This is a genomic window from Marinobacter sp. 1_MG-2023 (genome assembly GCF_030549045.1).
In the GTDB taxonomy this organism is placed as follows: domain Bacteria; phylum Pseudomonadota; class Gammaproteobacteria; order Pseudomonadales; family Oleiphilaceae; genus Marinobacter.
Map to the genome: position 1 here is coordinate 517,385 of NZ_JAUOST010000002.1, position 14,817 is coordinate 532,201.

Annotated in this window: 11 protein-coding genes; 6 read left to right on the forward strand and 5 right to left on the reverse strand. The window is 55.3% G+C overall.

Features of this window, described 5'->3' with window-relative positions; genetic code table 11:
- The first annotated feature begins 137 nt into the window (after positions 1 to 137).
- Positions 138 to 1,343 carry a tryptophan synthase subunit beta gene (gene trpB, locus Q4606_RS08445; protein WP_303593796.1) on the forward strand — a complete coding sequence of 402 codons (1,206 nt, stop codon included), beginning with the start codon at positions 138 to 140 and terminating at the stop codon, positions 1,341 to 1,343.
- Between the two features lie 69 nt (positions 1,344 to 1,412).
- On the opposite strand, the gene Q4606_RS08450 is transcribed toward trpB, so the two are convergent.
- On the reverse strand, positions 1,413 to 2,306 hold the full coding sequence (locus tag Q4606_RS08450) for a universal stress protein (protein WP_303607250.1): 894 nt from the start codon (positions 2,304 to 2,306) through the stop codon (positions 1,413 to 1,415).
- A gap of 1 nt (position 2,307) precedes the next feature.
- Positions 2,308 to 3,795 (reverse strand): SulP family inorganic anion transporter, encoded by a 1,488-nt coding sequence (locus Q4606_RS08455; RefSeq protein ID WP_303593799.1) that lies wholly within the window; start codon positions 3,793 to 3,795, stop codon positions 2,308 to 2,310.
- Positions 3,796 to 3,991: 196 nt separating this feature from the next.
- Between Q4606_RS08455 and Q4606_RS08460 the strand changes: the two genes are divergently transcribed.
- Positions 3,992 to 5,272 carry an MgtC/SapB family protein gene (locus tag Q4606_RS08460; protein WP_303593801.1) on the forward strand — a complete coding sequence of 427 codons (1,281 nt, stop codon included), beginning with the start codon at positions 3,992 to 3,994 and terminating at the stop codon, positions 5,270 to 5,272.
- 11 nt (positions 5,273 to 5,283) lie between these two features.
- Here Q4606_RS08460 and alkB read toward each other — a convergent pair whose 3' ends face one another.
- A complete protein-coding gene (gene alkB, locus Q4606_RS08465) occupies positions 5,284 to 5,934 on the reverse strand; it encodes a DNA oxidative demethylase AlkB (RefSeq protein ID WP_303607251.1) in 651 nt (216 codons plus the stop codon).
- Between the two features lie 143 nt (positions 5,935 to 6,077).
- Between alkB and djlA the strand changes: the two genes are divergently transcribed.
- Positions 6,078 to 6,854, forward strand: coding sequence for a co-chaperone DjlA (gene djlA, locus Q4606_RS08470; RefSeq protein ID WP_303607252.1), 777 nt, complete (start codon positions 6,078 to 6,080; stop codon positions 6,852 to 6,854).
- Complete coding sequence (locus Q4606_RS08475) at positions 6,854 to 8,305, forward strand: amidase (RefSeq protein ID WP_303607253.1); 1,452 nt, start codon at positions 6,854 to 6,856, stop codon at positions 8,303 to 8,305. The genes djlA and Q4606_RS08475 overlap by 1 nt, the downstream gene beginning before the upstream one ends.
- A 29-nt stretch (positions 8,306 to 8,334) precedes the next feature.
- Here Q4606_RS08475 and Q4606_RS08480 read toward each other — a convergent pair whose 3' ends face one another.
- Positions 8,335 to 11,415 (reverse strand): efflux RND transporter permease subunit, encoded by a 3,081-nt coding sequence (locus Q4606_RS08480; protein WP_303607254.1) that lies wholly within the window; start codon positions 11,413 to 11,415, stop codon positions 8,335 to 8,337.
- Positions 11,416 to 11,420: 5 nt separating this feature from the next.
- Positions 11,421 to 12,503 (reverse strand): efflux RND transporter periplasmic adaptor subunit, encoded by a 1,083-nt coding sequence (locus tag Q4606_RS08485; RefSeq protein WP_303607255.1) that lies wholly within the window; start codon positions 12,501 to 12,503, stop codon positions 11,421 to 11,423.
- Positions 12,504 to 12,835: 332 nt separating this feature from the next.
- On the opposite strand from Q4606_RS08485, the gene ilvG reads away from it, so the two are divergent.
- Complete coding sequence (ilvG, locus tag Q4606_RS08490; protein WP_303607256.1) at positions 12,836 to 14,536, forward strand: acetolactate synthase 2 catalytic subunit; 1,701 nt, start codon at positions 12,836 to 12,838, stop codon at positions 14,534 to 14,536.
- Positions 14,533 to 14,817 carry an ACT domain-containing protein gene (locus Q4606_RS08495; RefSeq protein ID WP_303607257.1) on the forward strand — a complete coding sequence of 95 codons (285 nt, stop codon included), beginning with the start codon at positions 14,533 to 14,535 and terminating at the stop codon, positions 14,815 to 14,817. The genes ilvG and Q4606_RS08495 overlap by 4 nt, the downstream gene beginning before the upstream one ends.

Sequence of the window (14,817 nt, forward strand, 5' to 3'; positions counted from 1 at the left end):
TTCGAAAAATCTCCGAAGTCATGCTGGGCACACAGCTTTTCTTTGGCGGGGGCTCCTTCACCCCAATTCCGATGCTGTTGAGCGGTCCGGAACGGAACGTTATCATTGCTGAATAACCTTAAGCGAGACACGGTCTTATGAGCACACCTTCCCCCTACGACAACCTACCCGATGCACAGGGCTTTTTTGGTAAATTCGGCGGGCAGTTTGTGCCGCCGGAAATGAAGCAGGTAATGGATGAAATCAGCGCCGCCTATCAGGAAATCCGCCAACGCAAGGATTTTCAGGATGAGCTGGACTACTTGCTGGCAGACTATGTGGGTCGCCCAAGCCCGATCTTTTACGCACGGCGGTTATCCGAAAAACTTGGCGGTGCACGCATCTATCTGAAGCGTGAAGATCTGAATCACACAGGCGCTCACAAGATCAACCACTGCCTAGGCGAAGCCTTGCTGGCGAAGTTTATGGGTAAAACCAAGGTGATTGCCGAGACTGGCGCGGGCCAGCACGGTGTTGCTCTGGCAACTGCTTGCGCACTGGTAGGCATTCCCTGCGAAATTCATATGGGCACGGTGGATATTGCCAAAGAGCACCCGAACGTGACCAAAATGAAGATTCTGGGTGCTACTTTGATACCGGTGACTCGCGGGACAGCGACCCTGAAGGACGCCGTCGACAGTGCCTTTGATGAGTACCTGAAAGATCCCCAGAATTTTATTTACGCCATTGGCTCCGTTGTGGGCCCACACCCATTCCCGGGTATGGTTCGCGATTTCCAGTCGGTTGTTGGTCGTGAAGCTCGCGCGCAATTCATGGAACGCTACAAAAAATTGCCGGATTACGTTGCAGCCTGCGTGGGTGGCGGCTCCAACGCCATGGGCATTTTTACAGCGTTCCTGAATGATGAAAGCGTCAAGCTCGTGGGTGTCGAGCCTGCGGGTGAGGGTCTGGACACTGAGCGGCATGCGGCAACCATGACCAAGGGAAAACCCGGCCAGATACACGGTATGGCCTGTTACGTGCTCGAAGACGATGAAGGCAACCCCATGCCGGTTCACTCCATCGCATCTGGCCTGGACTATCCGGGGAGCGGCCCGCAACACAGTTATCTGAAAGACTTGGGACGGGTGGAGTATGCCAGTGCCAATGACACCGAGTGTCTGGATGCATTCATGATGCTGTCGCGGGTGGAAGGCATCATTCCTGCGCTGGAAAGTGCTCATGCTGTGGCCTGGGCCATACGTGAGGCACCCAAGCTGTCAAAAGAACAGTCTATCCTGGTCAACCTTTCAGGCCGCGGGGATAAAGACGCCGACTACGTGGCGGAAAAACTGGGCCTGTAACCATCTGTTGCAGAAATAAAAAAGGCGAAGCTGGAGCCCGGCTTCGCCTTTTTTATGACTTTTGGCTGGCTAGCGCAGAATCACCAGTGGTTTCTTCGCGGTCGTCAGCATGCTGGTGGTCGTACTGCCCAGTAAAAAGCGGCGAATTTTAGAGTGGCCGTATGCGCCCATCACCAGAATGTCGATATCGAACTCATCCTGATAACTGTGCAATACAGGTTCTACTTCACCACTACGGATAGCCAGCGTAATTTCTGACTCAAGAGGAGCCAGCATAGCCTCGGCTTTGCGCAACTGGGCCATGGCTTCCGAGGTTTCATTGCCCACCATCACCAGATGCATTGGCATGCCTTTGAGTACCGGGCTGGCTGCCAGGTGCTCAACACCACGAAACGCCGTGGCGCTGCCATCAAATGCCAGCATGGCGCTTTTAGGCGTTGAGAATTCATTGGGAACCAGCAGGATCGGAAGGCTCATACTGCGGATGACGGTTTCCAACTGGCTGCCGATGTGTTGCTCACCCTCTGAACTGCTTTCGCCGTGCAGCCCCATCACCAGCAGACGAATATGCTCCTGCATTCCCAGCAGAGATTCCGTCAGATCACCATGGCGCTGGCGTTTTTTGATTTCGCTGACGCCTGCCTCCTGCAACCTGAGTGCGGCTTCTTCCAGCATATGGTTGCCATGCTCCAGAGCAAGCTTTGCCCTTTGGCGATCCAGCTGAGCCAGTTCATCCAGAAGATGTTCCCGGCTCCCCAGGCCAATGTTGCCGGCCAGATCCGGCTCCGCCGGGTAGCGCTCTTCATCAAGTACATGCAGCAAGGTCAGCGGCAGGTTCATATACTTACTGGCCCAGGCAGCGTATTCACATACGGCCGGTGCAGCACGGGAGCCATCAACACAGGCTACAACTTGCAATGTATCCTGCGGATCAGTTTGGATATTCGCTGTCGTTTCCTGCATATCAATGGCCCATCAGCTGGTCAATGCCTTCCGGCTTGTCGTGCACGCCAAAGCGGTCAACGATAGTGGCGCTGGCCTGGTTCATGCCAATCACTTCCACTTCCGCACCGTCACGACGGAACTTTATAACTACCTTGTCCAGCGCGCCCACGGCGGTTATGTCCCAGAAGTGGGCACGGCTGACGTCTATCACCACTTTATCCACCACTTCGCGAAAATCAAATGCTGCAACGAACTTTTCTGAGGAGCTGAAGAAAACCTGCCCGGTTACCTGGTATGTGCGTGTACCCGATGATTCATCAAGCGTTGTCTGCACCTCCATAAAATGCCCGATCTTGTTAGCGAAGAACAACGCTGCAAGGAGTACGCCGGCGAACACGCCCAACGCCAGGTTGTGGGTTGCGACAACCACGCACACGGTGACCAGCATGACAATGTTGGTAGAAAGCGGATGCGTTTTCAGGTTGCGGATAGACTCCCAGGAGAAGGTGCCAATGGATACCATGATCATCACTGCCACCAGAGCTGCCATGGGAATTTGTACCAGTATGTCGTCCAGTACCACGATCATCACCATCAGGAAAACACCGGCGGTGAGCGTGGAAAGCCGTGTACGCCCCCCGGATTTGATGTTAATAACTGACTGACCAATCATCGCGCATCCCGCCATACCACCAAATAGGCCGGACCCGATGTTGGCAATGCCCTGCCCACGGCATTCGCGGTTACGATCACTTTCGGTATCGGTCAGGTCGTCCACTATTGTGGCTGTCATCATCGACTCCAGCAGACCGACCACGGCCAGCGGAATGGAGTATGGAAGGATAATCATCAGGGTTTCGAGATTCAGCGGCACATCAGGCCAAAGAAAAATAGGCAGCGTGTCGGGTAACTCGCCCATATCGCCCACGGTGCGCACGTCGATATTGAACAGCACAGCAACAATCGTCAGGGCCACGATACAAATCAGCGGCGATGGCAGCACCTTGCCCAACACCGGTACATACGGGAACAGGTAGATAATGCCCAACCCGGCTGCAGTCATGGCGTAAACGTGCCAGGTAACATTGGTGAGCTCCGGCAGCTGGGCCATGAAGATCAGAATTGCGAGAGCATTCACGAAGCCTGTAACCACCGAACGCGACACAAACCGCATGAGGCCGCCCAGTTTCAGCCAACCAGCTACAATCTGGATCACACCGGTCAACAGTGTGGCGGCCATCAGATATTCCAGGCCGTGCTCTTTTACCAGCGTTACCATAAGCAGCGCCATGGCGCCGGTCGCGGCGGAGATCATACCGGGTCGACCGCCCACAAACGCAATGATGACAGCAATACAAAAAGAGGCGTAAAGCCCCACTTTTGGATCTACCCCGGCGATGATCGAGAAGGCAATCGCTTCCGGTATCAGTGCGAGGGCAACCACAATTCCGGCGAGCAAATCGCCCTTGGTGTTGGAAAACCAGTTGGCTTTCAGTGTATTTACCATAGTTTAGGGTATCCGGGTGGCTGCGCTGTTTAACAAATATCGCATTGCCGATGTTTGGATTACGGCAATTTCGGCAAGATAAGGGGCGCGAATTCTACCAAAGTGCGGGTGCCGGCGTAAGGGCGCCTGTCCTCTTCGCATAGCGGACTGGTATTATTGGAGCACTGCTACAGACACACAGGAGTTTCGCCCGTTCATGGACGATGTTGCATCCCAGTTTCTGGCCGCGAACCAGACCACGCTGAATCTCGCTGTCGCACTCATTCTTGGAGCCATCATTGGCCTTGAGCGCGGCTGGGATGCGCGCGAACAGAAATCCGGCGAGCGCATTGCGGGCATCCGTACCTTTTCCCTCATAGGCCTTCTTGGCGGCATTTCTGTTGTTCTGGCACAGGAAATCACAGTATGGGCGTTTCCCGTTCTTCTGTTGAGCGTGGTCGCCATGGCAATCGTGGCCTACAGTGAACGGCTCGATCATATCCGCAATTTCAGCATTACCGGCATGGTCGGCATGGTGCTGACGTTCTGTTTTGGTGCTATTGCTGTTGCCGTAGACCCCGTAATAGCAACTACCGCCGCTGTGATCACCGCGATTATTCTCGATAACAAGGAACAAATTCACGGCTGGGTGAACAAACTTAAAGCCCACGAGCTGGATGCCGGGCTAAAACTCCTCGTAATTTCCGTAGTGATGCTGCCTTTGCTCCCCAACGAACCAATGGGGCCAAGTGGTGTGCTTAACCCTCGGGAAATCTGGTGGATGGTGGTGATGATCGCGTCCATCTCCTTCGTGGGTTACTTTGCCATGCGGTTGGCGGGCACTAAAAAGGGCATTCTCTTTACCAGCCTCTTTGGAGGCCTGAGCTCCTCCACTGCGCTGACCTTGCATTTTGCTCGCCAGGCCAATCTGCACCCAGCGCTGAACGCACAGTTTGCAACCGGCATCCTCATTGCCTGTGGCACTATGTTCCCTCGCATATTGGTGTACTGCTTCGTGATCAACCGCGACCTGCTTCCCAGCCTTGTGTGGCCAGTCGCGATAATGACGACACTGCTTTACGTACCGGCGGTTGTTATTTGGCGCCGAAATTCCGGGGGCAACCAGCTTAACCAGCCAACCCTTGGCCAAAACCCGCTCGACCTGAAATCTGCCCTGGTTTTTGGCGTACTTTTAACCGTTGTATTGCTGCTCGGTGACTTTCTCGAGAACTGGCTTGGAGACATAGGCGTGTACGTGCTGGCAGCCACCTCTGGTATTGCTGATGTGGATGCAATTACGCTTTCCCTCGGCCGCATGTCCAACACGGGTCTTTCGCTGGATACGGCAGTTATGGGTATTGTTATTGCTGCCACAGCCAACAACCTGGTCAAGTCCGGTATGGCCTGGGTTATTGGTAACCGGAAAACGGGGCTTTATGTCGCAGGGCCCATGCTGCTGTCGCTCAGCGCGGGGCTTCTGGTGGCATGGATTCAGTAATCAGATAATCGCTATCGGGCGCAGCGAAAAGTCAGGTTGTAACGACAGGCACCGGTCAGGGGATGGGCTCCGTGCTTGAGTGTAAGCACTCCATGATAGCGCAACCGTGAAGGCCCTCCCCAGACCACCACGTCGCCGTGGCCCAAGGGAATATTTCGTGGCCGCTCACTCCGTGTCATATCACCGAACTGAAACGTCTGGGGCAGCCCAAGAGAGACCGATACAATCGGCTGCGACAGATCACGCTCATTTTTATCCTGGTGCAGCCCCATTTTTGCACCTGGCCCATACCGATTGATGAGGCAGGCGTCCGGAGTAAAATCCGGATACCCCGCAGCCAGTGCGGCCGACCGTGCCAACTCGGCAAAAATAGGAGGCATCTCCGGCCAGGGGTCGCCAGAACAGGGGTCCTCCGCCTGATAGCGATACCCGCGCGCATCAGTCACCCAGCCCCAATGTCCACAACAACTCATGGCAACAGACATACTGTGCCCGCCGGGTGTTTTCATGTGTCTTAAAGGGGCGGCAGCCGTGATCTGTCCAATCTCACGCAACAGATCCTCATCTGCGGCCGACGCGAAATGCCTAAGCACAAACGCACCCTCCGCAAGGGCTTCGGTCGTTGTTTCAATGTGCTGGTCGGCAAACAGGTCAGGAGTCATAACCGCTACTTTTAACACGAAAAACCGGCCTGCTAACAGGCACGGGTATAGACAGATGACCAGAATGAAAGCCTGTTCATGAAGATTGACTGAAAAACACGTATATTCTGTGGTCTGATCCATTATCCGGTAAGGACGTTTTGATGCTGTTTGCGATGATCATTGGTGGTCTGATTGGTTATGCCTTTGGCAAGTTCCCCGGTTTCCTGGTGGGCGCAGCTCTCGGTGCATTTTTGCTCAACCGGGCGAAGAGCCGTCTGATCGGTAAACTGCAGAACATTCAATCTGGTTTCATTGAATCTGTATTCGCGGTTATGGGTGCCCTTTGCAAAGCAGATGGCGTTGTTTCAAAAGATGAAATCCAGATGGCAGAAACCATGTTCGTGCGTTTTCGCCTGAATGAAACCCAAAAAGCCGCAGCCAAAGCAGCCTTCAGCCGTGGCAAAGCCGAAGGTTTCGACCTGGATGCAGAACTGGCGCATTTCATGCGCATCAGCGGGCGCCAGCCAGCCTTCCTGCAGATGTTTCTGCAAGTACAGGTTTCAGCGGTCGCGGCGGACGGCGTAGTACATCCGGCTGAGCACGAAATGCTGGTTCGCATTGCCCGCGGCCTCGGCCTGCCGGAGAGCCAGGTTGATCAACTGGAAGCCATGCTGCGCGGTGCCCATGCGGGACAGGCTGGTAGCCAGCGCACTAGCGCCCAGCAGAATGACGACGCCTACAAGGTTCTTGGGGTATCCCCATCTATCAGCGATGCAGAGCTCAAGAAGGTTTATCGTAAACTGATGAGTGAAAACCACCCTGACAAACTTGCAGGCCGAGGTCTTCCGGAAAGCATGCGCGAAATGGCGGAAGAGCGCACACAGGAAATCACCCACGCCTACGATGTAATCAAGGAATCCCGGAAAAATAGCGCCTGATGTCGGCCTCTGACTCCCCGAAAATCGGCAACGCGTTTACCGACGATGCCCTGGGCACTGATGACGGCACCGCCCTCGCCGAACGCATCCGTAGCCGCGACGTATCGGTTACTGAGGTCACACAGGCTGCCATCCAGCGATTACGCAAAGTTGAGCCGCTGATTCACAGTATTGTTGCTGAACGTTATGAGCAGGTGCTGGGGGCAGCGGCAAAACTGGACAAAGGCAACAGCCTGACGGAGGCTCCTTTTTTCAGCGGTGTGCCGACCTTTATCAAAGACAACACGAATGTGGCCGGAATGGCCACACGCATGGGTTCAGACGCCGTGCCTGCCGGCCACCCCTTAAAAAAGACCAGCCCTTTCGCACAGCAGATGCTCGCGCAGGGTTTTCTTTGTCTGGGCAAAAGCACCATGCCCGAGTTCGGGTTCAACGCTTCAACCGAATACGCTCATGGTGAACCAAGCCGCAACCCCTGGAACCTTGCTTACTCCGCCGGTGCCTCGTCCGGCGGCTCGGCTGCGTTGGTGGCAAGCGGAGCAATTCCCATTGCCCACGCCAACGATGGGGGCGGCTCCACACGAATTCCTGCAGCCTGTTGCGGATTGGTAGGACTGAAGCCTACCTGCGGGCGCGTTGTCGACAACGACGCCGCTAAATCCCTACCCATCAATATTCTCAGCGACAGCGTGGTTACCCGCTCGGTAAGGGATACCGCGAACTTTATCTACCAGGCAGAGCGATACTTCCGGAACACCAAGTTGCCACACGTTGGCAAGGTGGACGGTCCAACTGAAAAGCGGCTGAGAATTGGCCTGGTTATAGATTCCATCAACGGCCATAAAACTGACGGTATGACCCGTAAAACCGTCGAAGCAACCGCCAGACGACTGGAAGCTCAGGGGCATCACATTGAGCCGGTGCGAGTGCCGGCAAACTCAACATTCCCCGAAGATTTTGCCTTGTATTGGGCCATGCTGGCATTCGGCATCCAACTACATGGACGCAAGCTGACTCATCCGGGTTTTGACAAACGCCGGGTAGATGCTCTTACCCAGGGCCTGGACCGGATGTTCCGGAAAAACTTCTGGCGCATGCCTGCGATTCTGTGGCGCCTACGCCGCGCAAGATTCGATTATGCCAAAGCAATGGCTGGTTTCGACGCCGTCCTTACGCCGGTGCTCGGCCATACCACGCCCAGGCTAGGCCACCTCAGCCCGAACGTGCCTTTCGACACCTTGTTCGACCGGCTGACCCGCTACGCTAACTTCACGCCTCTGGCCAACGTCACCGGCGCACCCGCCATTTCACTTCCCGCAGCCCGGTCACCGGAGAACCTGCCGGTTTCAGTGCAGATTATGGGCCGTCACGGCGATGACCGTACACTACTGGAGATCGCATTCGGGCTTGAGGCCGATCATCCCTGGCCCTTGATCTGCGAGAAGCGTTAATTCCGCGAACGACTCTGCAAACAACGTGGTCATGAGACGTTTCGGCTCAGACGCCTCCTCACTCTCTGCCCGACCTTGTCTCCAAGTACCAGCATGGCCGGCGTTAAAAGCAGTGTCAGTATGGTGGCGAAGGCCAAGCCTCCGGCAATGGCGCTGGAGAGCTGTGCCCACCACTGGGTTGATGGCGCGCCCATACCGAGCGACGGTGTCAACAGGTCGACATTAATACTCAACACCATAGGCATCAGACCCAGCACTGTAGTAATGGCAGTGAGCAGCACAGGCCGTACACGCAGACAACTTGTCTCCAGCGCTGCTTCATAGGCAGTCAATCCCTCTTTCTTCATCTGGTTGTAGGTATCGATCAGAATGATGTTGTTATTCACCACAATACCCGCCAACGCAATGATCCCCATACCCACCATAACAATGCCAAAGGACTGGCCGTTTAACAGCAGCCCGAGGAGAACTCCAGCCGTGGACAGCACAATCGCTGAAAGAATCAGGAAGCTCTGGTAAAGGGAATTGAATTGGGTCACCAGAATAAGCAGCATCATAGCGATCGCCACCAGAAACGCTGTGACGAGAAAATTGGAGGCCTGCTGCTGGTCTTCGTTTTCGCCCGCAAACTTTACGGTCACCCCCTCAGGTGTTTCCGGGAGCTCAGCCTGCAGTGCTTTCAACAGGCTATCCACCTGTTCACCAGGTTGAATATCCGATTTGATGGTTACTGCCCGCTGTCCGTCCACCCGGGCGATGCTGCCGGTCTTGTTTCCCGGTTGCAGATCAAGAAACTGCGAAAGCGGAACCTGCCCGCGCGATGTGTTAATGGTCTGTCGCTGCAGATGATCCAGCTCGCGCCAGTTGTTCGGAACCCGCACGGCAATATCCACCTCATCGCGCACATCTTCAGGGCGGTATGTGGCCAGCACCAGGCCATTGGTCACCAGGCGAACCGCACTGCCGATACTGAGTACATCGGTTCCGAAACGCGCAGCAGCTTCACGATCAACTTCCAGGCGCCATTCAATGCCTGGCAGGCTACGGTCATCTTCAATATCCAGAAAGCCACCTTGCGCGCGCATCTGGTCTTCGATTTGGTCCACATAGCCATTAAGCTTGCTGCTCTCGCGACTGCTGACCTGCAATTCAATTGGTTTGCCGCCGGCAGGGCCGTCTTCCTGCTTCCGGAACTCAAGCTCAATACCCGGAATATCCTCAGTGCGGGTCAGGAAATCATCAAGAATGGCGCTGGCCGGGCGGCGGGTAAACCAATCAGTAAACTGAAACTGAAGCACGCCTATGACATCCGGTGCCATCTGCGTGCTGGCACTCAACATTGAGCGCGCGTAAACAGCTTTCACTTCGGGCATTCCCTGCAAGCGGCCCTCTACCTGACGCACAATGGCGTCTCGCTCCAAGACCGAAAGATCACCCCGGGCACGAACCTGCACTTGCGCCGAATCCGGCTCTACACTGGGGAAAAATTCGACGCCGTAGTTGAACTTGCCATAAGCAACATATACCAAAACAACCACTGCCAGCACGCCTGCCAGCGTATAACCGGGGTAGGACAGTAGCCCGGAAAGCAGTCGACGATACCCATGCATCATCCGGCCGCTTTCGTTAACCACACGGACACGACGACCACCGCTGACACCTCCCAGAACCGGCAGGAACACCAGAGCCATCGCCAGAGATGCAACCAGGCAGATAATGACAGTGATGGGCAGGAACTTCATGAACTCACCCACAACGCCAGGCCAGAACAGAAGCGGTACGAACACCGCCAGCGTGGTCGCCGTGGACGCAATAATGGGCCAGGCCATACGACTTGCTGCCTCAGCCCAGGCATCCACCACCGTCTGTCCGTCTGAAAGGTTACGGTCGGCCAGTTCTGAAACAACAATGGCCCCATCCACCAGCATTCCGGCTACCAGAATGAGGCTGAACAGTACGACGATATTCAGGGTGAGACCCATCATCCAGATAACCAGAATGCCGGTCAGGAATGCGCCAGGAATGGTCAGCCCCACCAGCATGGCGGAGCGCGGGCCCATGGCGGCAATTATAACAATGATGACCAGCACGATGGCGGTTAGCACGTTGTTGAGCAGATCACTCAACATGTCACGAACTTCGTCGGACTGATCCATGATGTAGCGAATATCCAGCGCATCAGGCAACTCTGGCTGCGCCTGGGCAATCAGCTCACGCACCTGCCCCACGGTTTCGATAATGTTGGCACCCGTGCGCTTGGACACTTCCAGAACCAGCGCCGGCTCTCCATTGATGCGCGCAAATCCAGTCGGGTCTTTAAAAGTGCGCTGGAGCATGGCCACATCACCAAAAGTCACAACTGTGTCGCCGTCCACTTTGATCGGCATGGACATGACATCTTCGATATTTTCAATAACGCCCGGGACTTTAAGCGTCATGCGGCCATTGCCGGTATCCAGCGAGCCGGCGGCCACCAATTGGTTATTCCGTGTCACCAGAGAGCTGAGCTGATCGAAGTCTATGCCATAGCTTTCAAGCACTTGAGGGTCTGCAACGATTTCCAGAAGATCCTCCCGGTCGCCCCCTATCTCTACCTCGAGTACCTCTGGAATGGCCTCAATCGCATCTTGAAGCCCACGGGCAACAGTAATCAGCTCACGTTCAGACAGGGGCCCGGAAAGGCCAATGGAAAGTACCGGAAAGAGGGAAACGTTGATTTCATTTACCCGGGGCTCGTCTGCCTCCTGCGGAAGCTTGCTTCGGGCAGTGTCCACTTTTTCCCTGACGTCCTGCAGAGCGGCATCCGGATCGAAACCTGCATCAAACTCCAGCATTACCGAGGCATGCCCCTCTGAGGCAGTACCACGCATTTCCTTTATCCCCTCAAGCGAGCGCAGTTCCTGCTCCATAGGCCGAACCAGCAATCGCTCTGCATCTTCCGGACTGATACCTTCCAGTGTCATGGAGATATAGATCATTGGAATAGTGACGTCCGGGTTTGCTTCCCTGGGGATCGTCTGAAAAGCCGCTATACCGCCCAGAATCAAAAACAAGAGAGTCAGGAGCGTGGTGCGACTGCGATCTATGGCAGCTAAGATGAGTGTGCGCATCCCGCTCAGCCCCGCTCGTCAGAGGCATCAACAGGCTCAACGTACTCACCCTCACTGACAAAGCCCCCACCCCGGGTAATCAGGCGAATTTCATCAGGCAAGCCAGTAACCCAGGCACCTTCAGTGGATACGTTGAGCAATTTCACCGTGCGGAAAACGACCCGATTCTGTTCATCAACGTATTTCACACCAGGGCGACCGTCGTCCCCCAGAGACAGATAGGCCGGAGAAATAAAGGTGGCCTGAACGTCAGGTAAAGCAACCCGGAGGTTGGCACTGCCCCCGGCAATACGTTTCTTGTCCGGATTATCAACCGCGATCTCCAGAGCAAAGCTGCGCGTCTCGGGATTTGCAGCACTGGCAACGAAGGAAACCACACCATCTAGCGTATCGCCATCCAATGGGCGCACCCGCACTTTCTGGCCCGGCGCAACTTGAGAAACAGATTGCTGTGGTACCTGACCTTTAGCCTTTAACCTGTCTATCCGCACCAGTTCAAAAAGCGGCGAGCCCACCTGAACCAGGCTACCAGCCTCAACGCTCTTACTATTAATCACACCATCAAACGGTGCTGAAGGCCTGAGGTGGGCAACTTCAAGCTCAGCAGTCTGCAGCTCTGCACGCGCCGCTGCCAGGTCACTTTCAATACTGAGAATCTCTGACTGCGAGGCCAGATTGCTGGAGCGAAGTTTGCGCGCTGCCGTCAAATCCGCTTCAAGCTTCTTCACCCGGGCCTGCCAGCGCTGGACGACTGCACCGCGACCATCCTCAGACAGTGTTAAGAGCAGATCCCCGGCCTTTACCGATTCACCAAGATCCGCCCCAATGCTTTGGACTGTACCAGCAGCCCTGGCACTCACGTTCACAGTGCTCCATGGTTCAAGCTCGCCCTGAAGCAAAAGGCCCGGTTCATACAACCGAGTGTTGAGTGTCGTAACCTGAACCCGTGTACGCTCCTGCTGCCCTGTTTCCTGCTTTTCCGGTGCTTTGGTGCTCGCAACCTTGATATCACCCGTTGCCATCCAGATAACCAGAACGATCACGACCACCAAAGAGAGCCCCAGCGAACTCCATTTTACTTTGCTCATGAGATACCTACACAGCCTGAATTTGGTGAACGACAGATCGAAAAGTGACGTTGCCTGAAAAATAAAAAGATTAAACGGTTGCAACCGGTTTAAAGCGTGAGGTAGATTCTACACATAATCTTTGTACGAATTCAGAGCAGATTGTCCGTTTTATGAACCTCAAATCCGTGATCGTCCTTGCAATGCTAGTCCTCGTGGTAGTGATACCTTCCGGGGGATTTTGCGTGGATAAACGGGTGAGATAAAGACAAGCCTGACAAAACACCAGAAACCCCCGGCACCGCAAGGTCCCGGGGGTTTCTTTTTTGCGGAAGAAAAAAGGAAATACGATAATGAACGGCGCACAGCACATTCTCGAAGCGTTCCACCGCCACAACATCCAGACGGTTTTCGGTTACCCCGGCGGCTGCATCATGCCGCTATACGATGCCCTGGTGGATGATGTCCGTGTGGAACACGTGCTTTGCCGCCACGAACAGGGTTGTGCACTGGCCGCCGATGGCTACGCCCGTGCCAGCGGCAAGCTGGGAGTATGCATTGCCACCTCAGGCCCGGGCGCAACCAACCTGATTACCGGCGTTGCCAACGCACACCGGGATTCCATTCCCATGCTGGTTATTACGGGCCAGGTTCCCTCGGCTCTGATCGGCACAGATGCGTTCCAGGAAACCGATGTTCTGGGCATGACCCTGGGTATCGTAAAGCACAGTTATCTGGTTGAGAGTGCAGATGAACTGCCAGGCATTCTGGATAGCGCAATGCAGCTTGCCCAAAGTGGTCGACCAGGCCCTGTGTGGATTGATATCCCAAAGGATGTTCTGCTGGCAGAAATCACTACAAGCCCCTTTACGACACCTGCGCCACCGCAAGCAGAGTGCCCGGATCTGGCAAGTGCTATAGCCTTGCTGCGCGCTTCCCGGAAACCTCTGCTTTACAGCGGCGGGGGCATCAGCCTGGCACACGCGGAAAACAGCTTTCGCGAGTTTGCGGAATGCTCGGAATTGCCAGCCGTCGTGACCCTCAAGGGAATCGGAAACCCAGGTAAATATAGCGCTCACAACCTTGGCATGCTGGGCATGCATGGCTCTCGCGCAGCCAACCAGGCAGTGGATGAGTGTGACCTTCTACTGGTTATCGGTGCCCGCCTTGACGACCGGGCCACCGGCAGGATGGATAGCTTCGCGCCCAATGCGCGCCTGGTTCATATTGACGCCGACAGTGCCGAAATCAACAAACTCCGGCGCGCGGAGCTCGCGGTTCGCGGTGACCTGAACGCTATTCTAGGCGAGCTGACAAGGGCGCTCAGAGAAGCCCCACTGGCCATCAACGATTGGCAGAAACAATGCCAGAACCTGCGCACAACAGGCGGGTTTCAGGCAGCCGATAACGAAGAACCTTTGGCACCGATCACCGGCCCTGCCTTCATCCGCCAGCTCTCCCGGGTTGCCCCGGATGACACGATTATTGCGTGCGATGTTGGCCAGCATCAAATGTGGGTTGCCCAGCACTACCAGTTTGATCACCCACGCCACCACCTTACCAGCGGCGGCCTCGGCACCATGGGCTTTGGTTTGCCAGCGGCAATCGGCGCCCAGTTTGCCGACCGCCAAAGCACCGTTTTGAACGTGACTGGCGACGGTTCCTTCATGATGAACGCTCAGGAATTGGCCACTATTCGCCGATATAACCTGCCTGTGAAGCTGATCGTTATGGACAACCAGTGTTTAGGCATGGTGCGCCAGCAGCAGGAACTGTTCTACAACAACCGCGAAAGCCAGATTAACCTCGACGACAATCCGGATTTTGTCGCCATGGCCCGAGCGTTCGACATCCCTGCCCTGAAAATCGACCGCACTGATCAGGTTCGCCGCGGGATTGAAACCATTCTCGCCTATAACGGCCCGATGCTGCTGCATGTTGCCATCGCGCGGGAAGAGAACGTCTGGCCGATTGTAAAACCGGGTGGCAGTAATAAAGAAATGATTAACGAAACCCGCCGCTGTGCCGCGGATAAGAAGGAGAGAGTTGCATGATCACTGACCGTAGCAATGTATCGTCCAGCTATACAATTACCTGCCGGATGAACCACGAAGCGGCAGCCCTTGAGCGCCTATGTCAGGTGGTTCGTATCCGAGGTTTCCGAATTGAAAAAATGGCCGTAGAAACGACAAACGATTTTCTGGATATCGCCTTGACGGTTCAAGGCACCCGACATGTGACCATGCTTCAATCTCAGCTGGAAAAGCTGCACACTGTCGCGGAGGTTATACTCACCACTCCAGCCATGATGCCTGCAGCAACCCGCTCGGCCTGA

Bases quoted from the DNA above. Each gene is read 5' to 3' on its own strand.
- Q4606_RS08485 (WP_303607255.1), bottom strand. From the start codon at position 12,503: ATGAGCAAAGTAAAATGGAGTTCGCTGGGGCTCTCTTTGGTGGTCGTG.
- djlA (WP_303607252.1), top strand. From the start codon at position 6,078: ATGCTGTTTGCGATGATCATTGGTGGTCTGATTGGTTATGCCTTTGGC.
- ilvG (WP_303607256.1), top strand. From the start codon at position 12,836: ATGAACGGCGCACAGCACATTCTCGAAGCGTTCCACCGCCACAACATC.
- Q4606_RS08450 (WP_303607250.1), bottom strand. From the start codon at position 2,306: ATGCAGGAAACGACAGCGAATATCCAAACTGATCCGCAGGATACATTG.
- Q4606_RS08455 (WP_303593799.1), bottom strand. From the start codon at position 3,795: ATGGTAAATACACTGAAAGCCAACTGGTTTTCCAACACCAAGGGCGAT.
- trpB (WP_303593796.1), top strand. From the start codon at position 138: ATGAGCACACCTTCCCCCTACGACAACCTACCCGATGCACAGGGCTTT.
- Q4606_RS08460 (WP_303593801.1), top strand. From the start codon at position 3,992: ATGGACGATGTTGCATCCCAGTTTCTGGCCGCGAACCAGACCACGCTG.
- Q4606_RS08480 (WP_303607254.1), bottom strand. From the start codon at position 11,415: ATGCGCACACTCATCTTAGCTGCCATAGATCGCAGTCGCACCACGCTC.
- Q4606_RS08495 (WP_303607257.1), top strand. From the start codon at position 14,533: ATGATCACTGACCGTAGCAATGTATCGTCCAGCTATACAATTACCTGC.
- Q4606_RS08475 (WP_303607253.1), top strand. From the start codon at position 6,854: ATGTCGGCCTCTGACTCCCCGAAAATCGGCAACGCGTTTACCGACGAT.
- alkB (WP_303607251.1), bottom strand. From the start codon at position 5,934: ATGACTCCTGACCTGTTTGCCGACCAGCACATTGAAACAACGACCGAA.